The organism is Ehrlichia minasensis (assembly GCF_004181775.1).
In the GTDB taxonomy this organism is placed as follows: Bacteria; Pseudomonadota; Alphaproteobacteria; order Rickettsiales; family Anaplasmataceae; genus Ehrlichia; species Ehrlichia minasensis.
Map to the genome: position 1 here is coordinate 1 of NZ_QOHL01000025.1, position 18,346 is coordinate 18,346.

Here is an 18,346-nt window from a genome sequence, read left to right on the forward strand (position 1 = left end):
AATTGGCCTGTTATATTCTCTGTATAGAATTTTATAGTAAATTTATTTGTAAGGAATTAGCTAAAGTTAAATGTATGCATTTAATCAGTTAGCAATGTGATTTGTAATGATCTCTTACTTATATCAGTTTTGACTTTATAATGCATGTTATAGAATCTGTTGTTTAAAGTATTTAGAAATATAGCTAGAATATATCATTTATATGAGTTAGTTTGCGATATTTTGTTATCTATGTATCACTTTTGTGGATATGTTATATATAAGTTTGTGCTATAGCATGATAAGTGTTTTTTTAAGTAATGAAGTCAATTTATAAAGTATAGTATTAATGTTGATTTTAGCGTTTTATATGTGTTATGCTACGGATATTTGTTATATTATGTAGCAGTGTATAGTGAGTGATATATGTTGGAATTAGATAATATATGTGAGGAACTTTTATAAGCACTTATAATTAATGTTAAGTTGTTAAAGTACTGCGAAGTTTATTAAAAGTTTTGTAGTACATCTTATGTGTTTGTCTAAATATATATAGAATATTTTTATAAAATAAGTAAAGTTTTACTAATTATTATTAGTGAAAATCTAATATAAATTTCTATTAGAAGCATACTTGTATCTTGTCATTTGTATAAAAAGCTTAACAACTTTGGCATACTGCTTCCTTTACATATCTAAGCATTATATTGATTGAATTATCATCTGATAGCTTGTGGTCAGCTGATTTTATTAAATGTAAGTTAATGTTATTTGATTTAATTTTCTCTGCTAAAGTAATAGAAACTTGATATGGTACTATATCGTCTCTCATACCATGGATAAGTGTTACTGGACAAGTAATATTAATTGATTCCTGGTGTAGCAGTAAATGTTTTCGTCCATCTTCTATTAAATTGCGTGTTATAAGATAAGGATGCGTGTTATCGCTATCTGCATACAAAGTTATTTTGCCATTTTTATATAATTCATCTTTTTGTATTACATTTAATTTTTGAAAAATCAAAGATTCAGTAAAATCAGGAGCACCAGCTAGACTAATAAGGTGTGATACTTTGTCTTGGTTAGATATTGCTGCAAGTAACATCAGCCATCCTCCCATGCTGGATCCTATAATAATTTGTGGTTTATCAACTGGAGCTAGCTGATTCATTACTTCTACACAGTTTTTATACCAATCACTAATGTTATAATCAGTAAATTCACCGTCTGATTCTCCATGTCCTAGATAGTCAAATATGATGAGTCCTAAATTATGTAACTTACAATAATCATATAAAGCAGTTGCTTTAGTACCTTGCATATTAGAATTAAATCCACCGAAAAATATAATAGATGCTTTATCTCCTACTAATTGTTTATATGCAATATGTAAATTTTGTGCATAGGATAATGTTAGGTGTTGCATAACCGACATGTTTTACCTAGTTGATATGTGATAATCATGTAAAGTGATTAACTGAGTATATTGTATATTAGAGTTAAATCAACCGGAAAATATAAAAAATGCTTTTATTTTCCATTCCTTGTTTGTGAGTAATATGTAAGTTATGTGAAGTAGAAAATATGCATGGTTAGATATATTTTTCTAATTGCTGAATATTTATGAAATGGCTTGTTTAGTATATCTTGTATTTAAGTGAAATACTTTGTTTACTTTTAGTTTCTAGATACAACATGTACTGCTTAGTTTTGTGTAATCAAGCACTTAATTTAAGGATTTTAGATATGCAATTAAATCTGCTACATCTTGAGGTTTTGATATTCCAGCAAATGCCATACGTGTACCCTTAATGTATGCTTGAGGTTTTGTTAAAAATTCAAATAAGTCTTGATGTTCCCATGTACCACCTTTATTGAGCATTGCTTTTGAGTAGTTGAATTTGTCTCCTAAATGTGCTTTTTTATTGCCTATTATATTCCATAAGTTTGGCCCAACTCTATTTGCTCCACCTTTTTCGAAAGTATGACAAGATATGCATTTTTTTGTTATTTCTTTACCTTTTGTAATGTCAGCTTGTGCTATAAGAGTTTCAATGTCAGTTTGTGTCTCTGCGCTATTAGTTTCTGTGTTGACTGGTTGTTCCTCAATATTTATTTGATATCCTCTTACCTGTTCAGCGTGTGGATTAGGATTGTATAGTAAGTCTACAACATTGCTAATGAAAAGTATTATAAAAGATGAAAACAAAATTGCTGTAAATATTTTGTTTAGGTGGAATCCGTCCATAATTATTGTATTCCTAGATCAGAAGTAACTTATACTATACACCTCTAGGGTAATATAATCATTAACTATAGTCAATAAATAACATTGATTGGATTGTTAATATAGATGATAATCTTAATATATGGTGTAGCATTATACTTGATATATAGTACTATTAGTTTGTTATATCATAGTAAAATATTATTTTTCATAAATAAAATCATATGAATGTTTAATTTATGACAATTTTTATGAAATAAATAGTAACATAATATTAGGGTTAAGCTTTAAAAATTGACTGCAAAAAATCATCTATCGTGCTAAAAATTATATATTGGATGATGAATAGTAACAATGTGCATGTTGCAGTTATGATTATAGCTATTAGCATTGGTAATGGAGCTTCTGCATACTTAAAACTGTGAGATGTAGAGAATGCATTGTATATTATGGGAAGAAAATACATAGTATTTAATACGGTACTTAATATTAATATTACTATGACTAAGAAATTCTTTTGTTGTAATGCTTCAGAAATAATAAGAAATTTGCCATAGAATGTAGGGGATGGAGGTATGCCTATCATTGCAATAGCACCAATGGAAAATGCAATCATAGTAATAGGCATAGACTTGCCTATCCCATGTAGTTCATGTAAGTATTTCTTTCCTGTTTTGGTATATATTGCGCCGGCAGTGAAAAATAATGTAATTTTTGCGAAAGCGTGAGATATCATTTGAAACATAGAAACTTTAATTGCATATTCTGTATATAATGATGCTGCTATTATTATGTACGAAAGCTGTGAAATTGTTGAATATGCTAGTAATTTTTTTAAATTGGTTTGTTTTATTGCTACTAAGGATGCTAATATAATTGTAGCTCCTGAAATATACGTCAGTATATTGTAATGTTCTTGAACTGTATTTAAGTTTTTTAGCCCTATAATATACAATAAAATTTTTATTATGGTAAATACTCCAGATTTTACAACTGCTACAGCGTGTAATAATGCACTAACTGGAGTAGGGGCTACCATAGCTTGTGGTAGCCATAAATGTATGGGCATTAATGCAGCTTTTCCAACTCCATAGATGAATAATAATAATAGAGTAATGAGTAAAGGGTTAGAAATATTGTCTGGTAGTATGCCATTTGTTGTGAAATCTAATGTACCACTGATATTATATGTTATTATAATTGCTGGTAAAAATAATAGCATTGAAGTTCCTAATAGTATTCCTATATAGTATCTGCCAGAAATTTGTGATTGATCGTTAATGTAATAAGTAATGAGAGGATATGTGCTAATAGTAAGTAGCTCATAAAATATAAATAACGTTAGCAAATTTGCTGAAAATGCTATACCCATTGTACATCCAATGCTTATTGAAAAACATGTATAAAAAAGAGATTGTTTTTTATTATTGTTATCATTATTTTTCATATAGCTGATACTATAGATAGTAGTAATTATCCATAGAAATGAAGCCAGTAAACTGAATATCATGCTTAGTATTTCAGCTTTAAATGCAAGATATATCTTGGGGTTAATGAATTCATATAATTTTATGTATAGCTCTGAATTGTGTTTTGTATAAAATTTATATGCTTTGAGTATCATGTAAAATAAAGTACATGAAGAAGTAATACTGATAATCTCTTGTGAATGTCTTATTTTCTTGAGCATTAATATCAGGCTTGCAGATATAAATGGTAATAAGACTATACACACCAAAGTAAATTCTGATGTTAAATAATTAAAAAAATGCATAGACCCCGTTACTACCATACTTAAACTATAGATAACAACAAAGCTGTTTAAAGTAAAGTGTCTTAAGTGGTATTTTCAATATCTTGTATTTTTAATCTCAGGTATAAAATATTTTAGTGTGCAGTAAATTATGTATGTGTACTAAAAATTAGTTAAACTGAAAATTATAACGTTACACTTAGTAACTAATTGTATAATCTGCTTAGTAGTACTTACTGTAGTGTATTTTATACTATTCTTGTGTAGCAAAATTTTTTACATAATCATTAAAATATTTAAAGAATAAAGCTTCTGCCATTGCATGATCTGCTGAAACTAAATGTCCATTGATTTCTACTGTATCTACTATAAAATTATTATCTGCATACATGCAATAGAACCATGGACCTCCTGTTTGTGCAATAAGGTTATTAATTGAAAATTTTACTTTTTTGTAGTCTATTGCAACATTGTACCACTTTTTTAAGTTTTGAGGCTTTGGTAATTTGCCACCAACTCCTGCACGTGATACAGGATCTATAGTACACATTAAATCTATGGTATTCATTTCAAGTTTTTTTACTATCTTATATTCAGAATCTCCTCCCCAACTGTGTCCTACAAGGCAAATTTTTTGCTGTGCTTCATACCAAGCTTTTATTATAGGGATTGTTGCTGATGATCCCCAGGTTGCATATGCTATGTCTTGGTGATCGTGATTTTGTGTGTAATATCTGGCGTATAAACGTAATACGAGTCTTGTCGTATCATCTAATGCTCCACCGATAAATACTACTAATGGTTTTGTACCTGGAGTAATTTTATTTTTTAAAATTTCTTTAGAATTTCTGGGTATTGCTATTCCGTCTGGGCTATATCCTTTTCCTGTTCCTATTGCTGGAATATATGGTGGAATAATTTTATCTGCTCCGAAAATACACATTTTATTTACCTTTAATAGAAAATATATCTCAACTTTACTATATCAAATATGCTTATGAAATATTTAAAGTTAATAATATACTTTATTTATAATGAAATTAAATCAATTATAACATAATAAAAATATTAAAATAGTAATATAATTATTAAATAAAGTATTTTTTATATATAATTATAAATAAAAAGTAATCTTGTGATATTAGCAGTTATACAGAAATTTAATTTATTGTATTGATTTTTTTATAAAGAGAATCTGTGTGATAAAATGAAATATTTCAATTAGTTATTTGGGGAAGTAGTTGTAAATTTTACTAGTGTTTTTGTGAGTTTATAATTTCACATTAAAGTGGGTATGCAATGCTTGTTTATGTGTGTGTAACAATACTAGTGTGCATAAGTCTCACTAAAAAATTACTATGACACACTTTTTGGTGTGCATGATACTTACTGAGTTATAAAATAAAGTTTTACATATTTTGATTAATGATTGCTGATTGTGCAGCTATTAATCTTGCTGTTGGTATCCTATAAGGAGAGCAAGAAATATAGTCTAAATTTAATTTAGAAAAAAACTGTATAGATTCAAAATTTCCACCATGTTCTCCACATATGCCGATTTTAATGTTTGGATAAGATTTTCTACCTAAATCTACTGCAATTGATATCAATTTGCCTACTCCTTCAATATCTAAGGTTTCAAAAGGGTCTTGTTTTACTATTTCTAAGTTTTGATATATTCCAATAAAATTTGCAGAATCATCTCTCGATACTCCTAAGGTAGTTTGTGTAAGGTCATTTGTACCAAAGCTAAAAAATTGGACATGCTTAGCAATTTTATCTGCAATAAGAGCTGCTTTTGGTAATTCTATCATTGTTCCTATTGAATATTGAGTATTGCCAAACTGTTGTGCTATGTTGTTAATTAATTCTTTGATGATGATAATTTCCTTTTCAGCCATTACTAGAGGTATCATTATTTCTGGTACTATGCATGTTATACCAGCTTCTTCTTGTAATTCTTTTACTGCAAGAAATATTGCTCTAACCTGCATTTCATATATTTCTGGATATGATATAGCAAGTCTGCACCCACGGTGCCCTAGCATTGGGTTTTTTTCAGATAAATATAAAATCTTATTTTTTAGTTTTTCTAAAGATTTACCAGTTCTTGCTGAAATTTCACTTATAGCATTGTTATTGTCTGGAAGAAATTCATGTAATGGTGGATCAAGTAATCTGATAGTCACTTGTTTACTAAGTGTAGACTTGAAAATTTTTTTAAAATCTTCTTTTTGCATGACTTCAAGTTTGTCTAATGCTGCTATTCTTTCTTCTTTATTGTCAGATACAATCATTTCTTGTACTATGCTTATTCTATTGTGTGAGAAAAACATATGCTCTGTACGGCATAACCCTATTCCATCAGCCTGGAAACTCATAGCTATATCTGTATCTTCTGGTGTATCAGCGTTTGCCATTACTTTCAATGTTCTTATTTCATCTATCCATTGCATTAATGTATAGAAACTTTCACTTAGCTTAGGAATGACTGTTTTAATAGTGCCTAAAATTACTTCACCATTGCATCCATTTATTGTAATACTATCACCTTTGTATACTTTGAGTCCTGTGTTTGTATAGAAGAATTCTTCGCTCTTGTCTATAAATATACCAGCTGCACTACAGATGCAAGGTTTACCCATACCTCTAGCTACTACTGCTGCGTGTGAAGTCATGCCGCCTCTTAAGGTTAGAATGCCTACTGCACTGTTCATCCCGTTTATGTCTTCTGGATTAGTCTCTTGACGTACTAGTATAGCATTTCTACCATCTTTTCTAAATAGTTCTGCATCATTTGGTGTAAAAACTACACACCCAGTGGCTGCACCAGGAGATGCTGGCAATCCTCGTGCAATAGTATTTATATTTGTATTGTTTTCAAGTGTTGGATGGAATAACTTGCTGAATGATTTATGATCAATTCTTAGTATAGCTTCTGTTTTTGAAATTAGATTCTCTTTTACCATATCTACTGCTATTTTTACAGAAGATTGAATACTGCGTTTTCCTGTTCTAGCTTGAAGAATCCACAATTTACCGTTCTCTATTGTAAATTCTATGTCTTGCATATCACGGTAATGTAACTCTAATTTTTTACATACTTGTTCTAGGTTATTGTAAGATTGTGGCATTAATTCTTTCATTTTATCTAATGACAATGGGCTATGAGTTCCAGATACTATATCTTCTCCTTGAGCATTTACTAGAAATTCCCCAAAAATTTCTTGTGCTCCAGTTGATGGGTTACGAGTGAATACAACACCTGTAGCAGAATTGTGACTCATATTACCAAACACCATGGATTGTACATTAACAGCTGTACCTAGATTATCTGGTATGTTGTGTATTTTCCTATATGCAACTGCGCGTTTGTTCATCCATGATCTAAAAACTGCATCTATTGAGTTATATAGTTGTTCATGAACATTTTGAGGAAAATTTGTGTTAGTATGAAAAGTTACTATTTTCTTAAATTCAACTATTATTTCTTTTAATATATTTGGATCTGATATTTGAGCATTTATAGGAATATTGGCTATTCTCTTTTTTTTGTATATTACTTCTTCAAATAGATTGTTTTCTACTTGTAGTACTGTGTTAGCATACATTTGTATAAGTCTACGATAGCTATCATATGCAAAAAATTCACCACTTTTTTTTGCTAATCCTATTACTGTTTCATCGTTTAAGCCTACATTTAATATTGTGTCTAGCATACCTGGCATAGAACTTACACTGCCTGATCTGACTGACAGTAATAGTGGATTATCGTTGTCACCAAATTTTAAATTTACTTCATTATTTAAAAACTCTATTGCATTTTCTACTAGACTAAATACTTGGTCAGGTAATTTGTTATTTTGATAATAATAGTTGCATAAAGTCGTTGATAATGTAAATCCTGGTGGTACATCTACACCAATATTACACATTTCTGCAAGGTTTGCGCCTTTACCACCCAAGAGATGCATTAATGTTAAATTGCCGTCACATTTTGTTTTACTAAAGTAATATATTAATTTTTCACTCATATGAAGAGAACCGACAAAAATTTTGTTTTTTATGCTATAATAGTCATTTATACTACCTCGCTAGTATAATATAAGACCTAATTATCTGTAGTGCAACTATTGTAAAATAATTAATTAGTAGAAGTGATGTAAAAATGTTAGTTGATTTATTATATTGATAAAAATTACTGTATTAGTTGTATTGGCTGATTAATTTTCTTTTTAGTAGTTTTTGTTAATGATAAGTCATCAATAAAAATGTGCTATAACATGATAAATGTATATTGTAGGTAAAAAATCACTATGTTGATTGAGTAATGTAACTTATATGTTGTTAATGGTATGGTAAACTATCATGATAATCATTTATTTTCTACTACTATAGTATTGAATATAATATCATGCATTGTTTGATTATTTTGTGAAAATAAAGCAATTAAGTACCAGACTACTGATACTATTAATGTTAGCATAGTAATCAAGAATATAATGCTTGTTATAAACACATTGTTAATATTCATGTTGGCGATTTGTATGCTTGTCATAAGTATAGTAGGGCAGAGAAATTCTGATAGTGACCTATCAAATGCTAAGCAAACATCAATTTTCTTGTTGTCACAACGTATAGTGTGTATGTTTAATGTTTTTTGTCCAATAGATGCTTGTGCTTTAGATGATAAAAAATATGTGTAGTAGTAACAGCTAATCACTAAGTTCACAATAAACGGTATGATTGTTAGGTCATGTGTTAGCAATACAACTGGGTAGTTGAGTAATGATAGAATTATATGATCAATGATACTTGCTGATACTCTTTTTAGTATATTTGCAACTTTAATTTTTTTTGTATTCATATATTTATTAATTTGCAGATAAAGTGACGAATGTCATCAAAATTTGAAAAAGAGAGAACATTATTTATAGTAGTAGTACTGCCATATTTTATAGGAAAACAACCTGCTTCAGTTGCGCTTTGTATGTCTGATATACTATCTCCTATAAAAAATACTTCTTTGCTTGGTTGAACATTTATATTTGTTAATGCTGCCAATACTGGTTCAGGAGATGGTTTTGTAGTTCCTGTATCTCCTGAACCAATGATGGAATCAAAATAGTGTGTTAAATTTTTATGATGTACTTCAGACCGTAAACTTTTCCCGTTTTTATTACTGACAATTGCCATAGTTATATTGTTTTCTTTTAATGTATCTAACAATTCAATTGCTCCATCATTTAGCATAAAGTTGTCTAATTTTTGTGACTTCTCTAAACTGTTTTCATACAAAGTTATAGCTTCTTTCCATCTTTTTTCTAATAATGTTGTTAGGTATTTTGGTATTGTAGAATTTGGTATAGAATATAAGTCTATGTTCTTATATCCCATCTGATCTAGTACTTGATTGAAGATTATACAATCAATGTTGATACTAGTATCAATCAGTGTATTGTACCAGTCAAATATTACTGCTGTTGGTTGCTTCATCATTTATTTGAATTTCTAAATTATCATTTTTGTGAAATATTTATTAAGATTCTATTAAAGTCAGAATTATTTGCAATGTTTAAATTGGTATTGCATTTTTAAATTGTCTTGTATACATAGTACTGTGTTACTTTGAGTGAAATAAATCTAAGTATCTAAGTATGTGTGTAGTTACTACAGGGTTTTATTAATGAGGTATTATTTAGCAATATTTATTTGATCCTGACATTGTTAAAATACTTCTGTGCTAATAGTAAGTTATTTATAGTGAAATGAATTTAAGTATCTTAATAATACGTGCAGCTATTACAGTATTTTATTAATAAGGTATTATTAGCAATATTTATTTGATCCTGACATTGTTAAAATACTTCTGTACTGATGGTAATTACTTGAATAATGAAATGAGTTTAGGTATCTAATAGGTATGTTATTAGTGTAATGTTAAAGTTTTAGTTATTCTCAATGTTGAAATCTTGTATTGCTAAAACTACTTATATGTAGATAGTGTATTACTTTAAAATAAAAATCAGATGTATATATATGTTACTCCATGTTTACTAATAGTTGGTTTAAATATTTCTTGCTTGAAACTGATCAAGATTTTTTTGTAATGTTTAGTGATAATAATTTTAAATGTTTATCATCTATCTCTGATGGAGCATCCATAAGTAGATCTTCTCCAGATTGATTAAGTGGGAAGCAGATAACTTCTCTAATGTTTGTTGCGTCTGCTAATAGCATTACCATACGATCTATTCCTGGAGCAATTCCTCCGTGTGGTGGTGCTCCAAATTTGAAAGCACGTGTAAGAGAATTAAATTTTTTATCTACCATTTCTTGAGTATAACCTACTATTGAAAATGCCTTGTACATAATATCAAGTTTGTGATTGCGTATTGCTCCGCTGGAAATTTCTATACCATTGCATACTATATCATATTGGTATGCAAGTATAGTTAATGGATCTTGATTATTTAGAGCTTCTAAACCTCCTTGTGGCATTGAAAAAGGGTTATGAAAGAATCCAATAGATTTTTCCTTGTTGTCGTACTTGAAATATGGAAAATCTACAATCCAACAAAATCTAAAGGTATTTAGTTCAATGAGGTTAAGCTCTGTTCCCAATATGGTTCTTACTTCTCCTGCAAATTCTGCAGCTTTGTCTTCTATTTCTGATACAAAAAATACACTGTCTCCAGTCCGTAAATTACAGATAGACTTGATTTTATTTAATCTCTCTTCATCTAAAAACTTAGCTATTGGTCCTTTAGCAGAAGAATCATCATTGAAAGTAATATAACCCAAACCTTGTGCTCCTAACGTTTTTGCAAATTCAATTTTATTGTCAAAAAAGCTACGTGGATTATTTGCTGTATTAGGTGCTGGTATTGCTCTTACTACCATTCCTTTTTTTATGTTTGAGTTAAATATATTAAATTGTGAATCTCTGAAGATTTCAGTAACATCTTGAATTATTAATGGATTTCGCAGATCTGGTTTGTCTGATCCATAATACAACATTGCATCGTGATATGATATCCTTGGAAATTCTTTATGAATAGTTTTGTTTGAAAATTTACTGAATATATTAAGTAGTACTGGTTCAATGACATTGAATATATCTTCTTGTGTAACAAAAGACATTTCCATATCTAACTGATAGAATTCTCCAGGTGAGCGGTCTGCTCTTGCATCCTCATCTCTAAAGCAAGGTGCTATTTGAAAGTATTTATCGAATCCACTGACCATTAATATCTGTTTAAATAACTGAGGAGCTTGAGGTAAAGCGTAAAATTTTCCGTGGTGTATACGGCTTGGTACTAAGTAATCTCTGGCTCCTTCTGGAGATGATGATGTTAAAATAGGAGTTTGTATTTCAATAAAACCCATACTTTCCATACTTTTTCTTAGTTCTGCGATAACTTTAGACCTTAAGATTATGTTATGTTTTACTTTGTCACGCCTTAGATCTAGAAACCTATACTTGAATCTTATATCTTCTGGATATTCTTGAGTTGATGCGATATTCATTGGTAGGAGATTTGCTTCTGATTCATTTATAACATGATTTACTACAACTTCAATTAATCCAGTACTGACTGTAGTATTGATGGTAGAACTATCTCTGGCTACTACTGTACCTTTTATTGTAATTACACTTTCTAATTTTAGATAAGAGATTAGTTGGAAAATTTCATTGTCAGCTTCGTTAAATACTAATTGTGTTATTCCATAGTAATCACGTAAATCTACAAAAATGATTTTTCCATGATCACGTTTTCTGTATACCCATCCAGAAAGTGTTACTTCCTGATTAATATGTTCTTCCCTTAATTCATTGCACAGGTGTGTTCTGTATATGTTCATAAAGATCTATATTTTTAACTTAACTTTATTTTATACTATAATATATACATTGAAAGTCTTTTTGAGAGATTGTTATTAAATAAGTTGTTGAAGATCATGTTATGCTTAAAATGTATGTCTACTCAATCATGTGGATGGTAGTCAGGATTTGTGTTTATAGTTCCAGAATTAGTAAATAATTAAAAAACTAAATATTTTTGTGAATTGAATGATAAGATTGATTTAGATAATGTTTTTAGATAAATGCTAATTCTGTTGAATTATTGTTGAAATCTTGGTATTACTAAAGTGTTAAGATAATATTATATCTTAAAAAGGTATAAAATATTTTACTATTTACACACTGTAAAAAGTTGTATAGCATAAATTCTATCGCTTTATGCTTTTATTATTCCATATGCGTCTTCTAGTAAATTTTTTATTGGTAATTTTATTAATGATAAACCAAACTGGTTGTTCTGGAATAATGGCTGGTCTTGCTGTCACTACAGGCGCAATCATTACATTACAAGATAGGTCAGTTGGTGATACTATAGACGATACTGCGATATTGATTAGAATTAATAAAGCGCTGTTTAAAGTGGGATTGTTTCCTCAAGTAACTGTTAAAGTAAGTGAGGGGCGTGTATTGTTGTTAGGACACGTGAAGTCTTTGGATGATCAGATAACAGCTGAAAAAGTTTCATGGCAGCAAAAGGATGTTAGAGAAGTTGTTAATGAGATAACTGTAGACAAAGGATCAATTAATTTAAAAGAGACAGCTATTGATGCTGCAATTAGTGCTCAAGTTAAAGCACGAATACTGTCTCAGAGTAAAGTTAAATCTATGAATTATAGTGTTAACACAATAGATAGAATTGTTTATTTGATGGGTATAGCTCAAGATCAAGAAGAGCTGAATAAAGTGGTATCAATAGCACAAAAGGTGAAAAAAGTAAAACAAGTAGTTAGCTATGTGAGATTGAAAGATAGCAAATTACGTAATTAATAATCTATTACTTGTTATCAATTTAAATCTGAGTTTGTAGTGGGATAGCTTACTCGTAATGGATATGGTGCTAGATTAGTTGTTTTATTAATGTAATAGTATATCGTACGCATTATTTAAATATATCTTGCTGTGATGATTTTGTTTTTTTATCTTTGATAGGTTGTTGTTATGTGTAATGTATGATACTAGTATCAGTACTTCTCAAAGTGTAATTTTTTATTTTATAAGAAGCTATTAGTATAGATTAAAAATGTAAGGAAATATATGCCACTTATTGTTGCTTTTCAAATGGATAGGGATGTTGTTGTTGATAAGGACGTATCAGTTAAGTTTATACAAGAAGCCCAAGCTAGAGGACATACTGTCTTTTTTTATTCTCCTGATCAATTAGCAATAAGGGGTAATGTTCCAGTTGCTAGGGCTTGCTTAGTAACTTTGAATGGAGGTAAATTAAAGTTTGCTAGTATGCAGGAGTTATTGCTTGAGCACGTTGATATAATTTTTATCCGTCAAAATCCACCATTTGACATGCGTTATATTACATGTACGTATATTTTAGAAAAACTCAAAAAACCGCTTTTGATAAATCATCCTAAGAGTCTTAGGGATTATCCAGAAAAATTATTACCACTTTTATTCCCTGAATTTGTACCAGATACTGTAATAACTGAAGATCGTCTTATATTGCTGGATTTTTATCAAGAGCATAAAGATATAGTATTAAAACCTTTGTACAGTTATGCTGGAAATGATGTTACTAGGATGCATAGTAATGTTGATATTAGTGTTGTAGTAGAGTTAATGATAGAAAAATATGGATGTCCTATAATTGCTCAAAAATTTATACCAAATATCAGCAATGATAAAAGGATTATTCTTTTAGATGGTAAGCCTATAGGAGTGTTCAAGCGTAAAATATCATTTAATGGAGAAATTAGGACTAATTTGAGCATTGGATCAATTCCAGAAGCTGCTGCATTATCAGATAGAGATCTGGCAATATGTTCAGCTATAGAACATGAATTATTAGGAAAAGGCATTATATTTGTTGGAATAGATGTATTAGATGGGTACTTAATAGAAGTAAATGTTACTTCTCCATGTGGTATTTTGCAAATAAATGAGTTATACGGAGTATCTTTTGAGAAAAAATGTTGGGATTGTTTTGAAGAAAAGTTCTATAGGAAACTTAATGAGTGTCAGTAATGTAACTGAGAATATTGTGTTTGTAACAATTATATGAAAGTAAGTTATCCGTATACATTTTTCAGGAAGATTATGAGTAGTACCTTGGAAAAAGAGTATTAGTATTGTTTTGAGAGAAGTGCTATGTAAAGGTGATGGATGTCAGTAATGTAGCTAAGGATGCTTTATTTGTGGCATTATATAAAGTGGATTATCCATATACATTTTAAAGATTATGCGTAATACCTTTGTGCAAAAATATTGTGATTATTTATAAAAAGAATTTTATGGGAAATGTGGTAATGATGCTGGTAAATGATGTGAATTTTATAGTTATTCCATAACTTATTAAGTATATATTATCAGTACATATAGTTTTTTAATTCCTTATTTAATAATTGTAATTTTTATATATAAATAGGAAACGGTTACTAAATTTGTAGTTTATTGATGGTTTGCCTAAATTCTTGTTAATTTTAGTTTTATTTTTTATAACTTGAAATTCTAAGTATGGTATTATAAGTTGTTTTTGTTAAATTTTATGTTATGGGTTTAGATAAATATTGATTTTTAGTATAATTTTTTTTCTTTTTTGTAAAAGTTTGATGTTGTACATAGTTTAGATTTAGTCTAATGTGTAAACTGTATTTGTTGAAACTAAAATTTGTTTTAAAGGAGTTTAGGGTTCCTTTATTCTATAAAAAGGGTTAAATATTTGTTACTTGTGTGTTTTTATGTAAATGTTTAAATTACTGTGTTATTTTTAAGGGTTAAGTTTTTTATAAAAATGTATAGTTTAAGTTATTGATTTTATACTTAAAGTAAGATTTTGAATGATCTACTGTTAATAGTTAGTACTTGAAGTTGAAAATCTGTAAATTAGTTAGGTTAAGTGTTATGAGAGAAATTAGTGATCTTAAAGATGTAGATGACTATCAGTCCTTGAGTAATGCTGATAATATTGGTAGCGTTAATATTTTGAAGTCAAGTATGCGTTTTTTTACACGCAAGAATTTGGTTTTCTTTTTAATGATTGTTATTAGTATTGCATTTATATATTTTTTCAAAGGTGAAATAGCGAATAAATTAAAAAGTTGTGCTCTAATTATATCACATTGTATATCAAATAAGCTAATTAATTGTGGGTTTGCTATTGATGACATAGTTGTTAGTGGTAACAAATTTGTTACTTCAGACTATATTCGTGGTTTTGTTAGTGTTAATAAATCTATTTTATTTCTACCTTTAAATGAATTGCGTAAGGAAATAAAAGATAGTAGTCAGTGGATTAAAAATGTTTCAGTCAAAAGGTTGTTGCCTAACGTTTTACAAATAAAAGTTCTAGAATATTTACCATTTGCAAATTGGTATCATGATGATAGCAGTTCAATTATTGATGATACAGGACATGTTATTGTTAGCGATTATGATGAACAGGATGATTTAATATCAATATACGGTAATGAAGCATTGAAAGGTTTACATTTTATAAAAAAGCTAATCAGTGAAAATAGTGTTCTTAGTAATATGATTTCTTCTATGTTTTATTTTGATGATGGTAGTTGGGATATTGTGTTGTCTAGTGGATTAAATATTAAATTACCTAAAGAAAATCCTTATAATGCTTGGAGTAGCTTACTAAGTATATATGAAGCTTCTAGTGAATTTTTAATTTGGAAAACTGTGGATATGCGTGTCCCTACACAAATTAAAATAGAAGAATAGTTTTATTAATAATTGGTTATGGTTGGTTTATAAAGTTAGTGGTAGGTTAAAATGTTATTTTGTTTATTTATTCATTCGGATATACAGGATTCATATATTTGATAAATTAACTATTATTATAATAAATTTTTATTATATATTTAAAATTTATAGAGTAAAAATAATGAATTTTATATATTGGTTGTTGATCATTAACAAGAGTGGTAGTATTATTAGGTGTACTTGTTATGTAGTGCACTGTGTTTTGTGGTGTTTCATTAGTATTGTAGGTGATTATGGCGCAGGATTTTGAAATGTCCAAGGAAAGATTGTATATTTCTGAAGTATTGGTTGTTGATGATGAAGGTGATATCAGAAATTTAATAAAAGATATATTAAGTGATGATAATCATGGGACTAAATTAGCAGTTGATGGATTGTCTGCTATTAAGATGGCTTATGAGAAAGAGCCAGATGTTGTATTGCTAGATATATGGTTAAAAGGATCAGATATTGACGGATTAAGTGTTTTGGAAAAACTTAAGGAAAGATATCCACATTTGCCTGTTATTGTAATTAGTGGACATGGTAATATTGCTACTGCTGTCAAGTCTTTGCATATAGGTGCTTATGATTATATAGAGAAGCCTTTTACAGAAAGTAGATTGAAATTAGTGGTGAAAAGGGCAATAGAGTCTGGTAGGTTACGTAGGGAAAATGATGAGTTAAAATCAGCATTTGAAGATTATGAAATAGTTGGTAGCTCTTCTGTAATAAAAAATTTACGAAGTATGGTTAATAAAGCTGCTGCAACATCTAGTCGTATTCTGATTACTGGATCACCTGGTGTGGGAAAAGAAGTAGTTGCTAGGTTAATACATAAAAAATCAAAGGGATATGATACACCCTTTATATCAATGTATTCATCTATGTTACCTGCAAATAATTACTTGGTGAATATATTTGGTAGTGAGGAAAGTAGTAATATTTTATCTCATAGGGTACCTCCTCATATTGGTATCATAGAGCAGGCAAATCGTGGAACACTGTTTATAGATGAGGTCACAGATTTGCGTTATGATACACAGTTAAGATTACTTAGATTATTGCAAGAAGGTAAAATATACAGGGAAAATAGCAAAGTTCCTGTGAGTGTGGATGTTAGGATTATTGTTTCATCGTCAAAAGATATAGAAAATGAAGTAAGAGCAGGAAAATTTTGTGAGGATTTATATTATAGGTTAAATGTTTTGCCAATTAGGGTCCCGTCTTTGGTTGAGTATTGTACTGATATTCCAGAATTGTGTAGGTATTTTATGAATAGCATATGTAAAAAGATGGGTTTATGTACTCATATATTGAGTGATGAAGCTTTAATAGCAATGCAATCTTATGAATGGCCAGGTAATTTACGTCAATTACGTAATGTTATAGAGTGGATATTAATTATGAAATCTCCTAAGGAGATTATTACTGCAAAGGATCTTCCAGTAGATATAGTGTCTAATTCACCTATAAATGATGTTCTTAGTGCTAAGGTAATATCTGTTCCTCTTCGTCAAGCACGTGAAGAATTTGAAAGGCAGTATTTAAAGACTCAGTTATCACGTTTTGGTGGTAATGTATCAAAAACTGCTGAATTTGTTGGTATGGAACGTTCTGCACTTCATCGCAAATTAAAAGTTTTAGGATTATGTAATATATCTGAGTAACTGTGCTTAGATGTTAGTCTTTTAATATATATATTATTGCTGCTTATAACTTTATAGTGATGTTTTTTTAATCTAAAATAAATATAATGTTTCCTATACTCAACTTATAGTAATGTATTTGTAGTGTGTTTAATATTATTTATTAATGCTATTTTTTCAGGTAATTGATAGTAAATATGCAGTACTTTTATATTTTATTTAAGATATATTATAAAGTTTATACAGCTTATTAATAATGTCTTTAATATTATTTTATCTTGTATTATGTGTTTATATAAGAATTGTGTAAGTGTTTTTAGTTGTGATTTTCTTATCAGTATGTTTCTAAGAAGCTTATGTGAATTTTATTGTGTGATATTATCCAAGCTAACATGTAGATTCTGAAATTTGTGCTAAATTCATCAATCATTTATAGTATTCTTTCTTATAGTTTTCTAAGATAGTGTGTATTGCTAACCCTGTTGTGGTGTATTTTTTACATTCTGATCTGGCATGCATGACCTAAGATATGTAATAGGTTTGTGGAAATTGCAAACAATGTTTGTAATCACTATTTATAAATAAGTTGTGCTTGAGGTTATATCTGTGTTCTAATATTTGAGAAGATTTGTTATAATTTTATAATACTTCCGACTGTGATTTGCTGGAGTTATATTTCTAGGAAATTATATACTGTCAGATTAAGTTTATAATATATTAATATTATCCAACATGACATATGGATACTAGATTTATGCTAAATTCATCAATCATTTGTAGTATTCTTTCTTATAGTTTTCTGAGATAATTTGTATTGCTAACCCTGTTGTGGTGTGTTTTTTACATTCTGATCTGGCATGCATGACCTAAGATATGTAATAGGTTTGTGGAAATTGCAAACAATGTTTGTAATCACTATTTATAAATAAGTTGTGCTTGAGGTTATATCT

Annotated in this window: 12 protein-coding genes; 4 read left to right on the top strand and 8 right to left on the bottom strand. The window is 29.0% G+C overall.

What is annotated here, in order from left to right:
* Positions 1 to 640: 640 nt before the first annotated feature.
* The 8 genes from DRF75_RS04255 to aspS form a co-directional block, all read right to left on the bottom strand.
* Entirely contained in the window at positions 641 to 1,405 is a 765-nt protein-coding gene (locus tag DRF75_RS04255) for an alpha/beta hydrolase (RefSeq protein ID WP_045171079.1), read from the bottom strand.
* 300 nt (positions 1,406 to 1,705) lie between these two features.
* Positions 1,706 to 2,227, bottom strand: a complete 522-nt coding sequence (locus tag DRF75_RS04260) for a c-type cytochrome (RefSeq protein WP_045171073.1) — start codon at positions 2,225 to 2,227, stop codon at positions 1,706 to 1,708.
* Between the two features lie 259 nt (positions 2,228 to 2,486).
* A complete protein-coding gene (locus tag DRF75_RS04265) occupies positions 2,487 to 3,980 on the bottom strand; it encodes a proton-conducting transporter transmembrane domain-containing protein (RefSeq protein WP_045171071.1) in 1,494 nt (497 codons plus the stop codon).
* A gap of 232 nt (positions 3,981 to 4,212) precedes the next feature.
* A complete protein-coding gene (locus tag DRF75_RS04270; RefSeq protein WP_045171070.1) occupies positions 4,213 to 4,902 on the bottom strand; it encodes an alpha/beta hydrolase in 690 nt (229 codons plus the stop codon).
* A gap of 466 nt (positions 4,903 to 5,368) precedes the next feature.
* Positions 5,369 to 7,993, bottom strand: coding sequence for a pyruvate, phosphate dikinase (gene ppdK / locus DRF75_RS04275; protein WP_045171069.1), 2,625 nt, complete (start codon positions 7,991 to 7,993; stop codon positions 5,369 to 5,371).
* Between the two features lie 341 nt (positions 7,994 to 8,334).
* Entirely contained in the window at positions 8,335 to 8,826 is a 492-nt protein-coding gene (locus DRF75_RS04280) for an RDD family protein (RefSeq protein ID WP_129992728.1), read from the bottom strand.
* Positions 8,823 to 9,455 carry an HAD family hydrolase gene (locus DRF75_RS04285; RefSeq protein ID WP_045171078.1) on the bottom strand — a complete coding sequence of 211 codons (633 nt, stop codon included), beginning with the start codon at positions 9,453 to 9,455 and terminating at the stop codon, positions 8,823 to 8,825. Before DRF75_RS04285 ends, DRF75_RS04280 begins: the two co-directional genes overlap by 4 nt.
* 597 nt (positions 9,456 to 10,052) lie before the next feature.
* The gene (gene aspS, locus DRF75_RS04290; protein ID WP_045171067.1) at positions 10,053 to 11,825 is read right to left on the bottom strand and encodes an aspartate--tRNA ligase; all 1,773 of its coding nucleotides are present in this window, start codon (positions 11,823 to 11,825) and stop codon (positions 10,053 to 10,055) included.
* Positions 11,826 to 12,222: 397 nt separating this feature from the next.
* Between aspS and DRF75_RS04295 the strand changes: the two genes are divergently transcribed.
* The 4 genes from DRF75_RS04295 to DRF75_RS04310 all read left to right on the top strand — a co-directional run bounded on the left by DRF75_RS04295 (position 12,223) and on the right by DRF75_RS04310 (position 17,417).
* A complete protein-coding gene (locus tag DRF75_RS04295; RefSeq protein WP_045171065.1) occupies positions 12,223 to 12,813 on the top strand; it encodes a BON domain-containing protein in 591 nt (196 codons plus the stop codon).
* 267 nt (positions 12,814 to 13,080) lie between these two features.
* A complete protein-coding gene (gene gshB, locus DRF75_RS04300; protein ID WP_129992729.1) occupies positions 13,081 to 14,022 on the top strand; it encodes a glutathione synthase in 942 nt (313 codons plus the stop codon).
* Between the two features lie 876 nt (positions 14,023 to 14,898).
* Complete coding sequence (locus tag DRF75_RS04305; protein WP_045171181.1) at positions 14,899 to 15,726, top strand: cell division protein FtsQ/DivIB; 828 nt, start codon at positions 14,899 to 14,901, stop codon at positions 15,724 to 15,726.
* 275 nt (positions 15,727 to 16,001) lie between these two features.
* Positions 16,002 to 17,417: a sigma-54-dependent transcriptional regulator gene (locus DRF75_RS04310; protein ID WP_045171180.1), complete on the top strand. Its 1,416-nt coding sequence runs from the start codon at positions 16,002 to 16,004 to the stop codon at positions 17,415 to 17,417.
* The last annotated feature ends 929 nt before the right edge of the window (positions 17,418 to 18,346 follow it).

Bases quoted from the DNA above. Each gene is read 5' to 3' on its own strand.
- DRF75_RS04305 (WP_045171181.1), top strand. From the start codon at position 14,899: ATGAGAGAAATTAGTGATCTTAAAGATGTAGATGACTATCAGTCCTTG.
- aspS (WP_045171067.1), bottom strand. From the start codon at position 11,825: ATGAACATATACAGAACACACCTGTGCAATGAATTAAGGGAAGAACAT.
- DRF75_RS04270 (WP_045171070.1), bottom strand. From the start codon at position 4,902: ATGTGTATTTTCGGAGCAGATAAAATTATTCCACCATATATTCCAGCA.
- DRF75_RS04310 (WP_045171180.1), top strand. From the start codon at position 16,002: ATGGCGCAGGATTTTGAAATGTCCAAGGAAAGATTGTATATTTCTGAA.
- DRF75_RS04260 (WP_045171073.1), bottom strand. From the start codon at position 2,227: ATGGACGGATTCCACCTAAACAAAATATTTACAGCAATTTTGTTTTCA.
- DRF75_RS04285 (WP_045171078.1), bottom strand. From the start codon at position 9,455: ATGAAGCAACCAACAGCAGTAATATTTGACTGGTACAATACACTGATT.
- DRF75_RS04295 (WP_045171065.1), top strand. From the start codon at position 12,223: ATGCGTCTTCTAGTAAATTTTTTATTGGTAATTTTATTAATGATAAAC.
- ppdK (WP_045171069.1), bottom strand. From the start codon at position 7,993: ATGAGTGAAAAATTAATATATTACTTTAGTAAAACAAAATGTGACGGC.
- DRF75_RS04265 (WP_045171071.1), bottom strand. From the start codon at position 3,980: ATGCATTTTTTTAATTATTTAACATCAGAATTTACTTTGGTGTGTATA.
- DRF75_RS04255 (WP_045171079.1), bottom strand. From the start codon at position 1,405: ATGCAACACCTAACATTATCCTATGCACAAAATTTACATATTGCATAT.
- DRF75_RS04280 (WP_129992728.1), bottom strand. From the start codon at position 8,826: ATGAATACAAAAAAAATTAAAGTTGCAAATATACTAAAAAGAGTATCA.
- gshB (WP_129992729.1), top strand. From the start codon at position 13,081: ATGCCACTTATTGTTGCTTTTCAAATGGATAGGGATGTTGTTGTTGAT.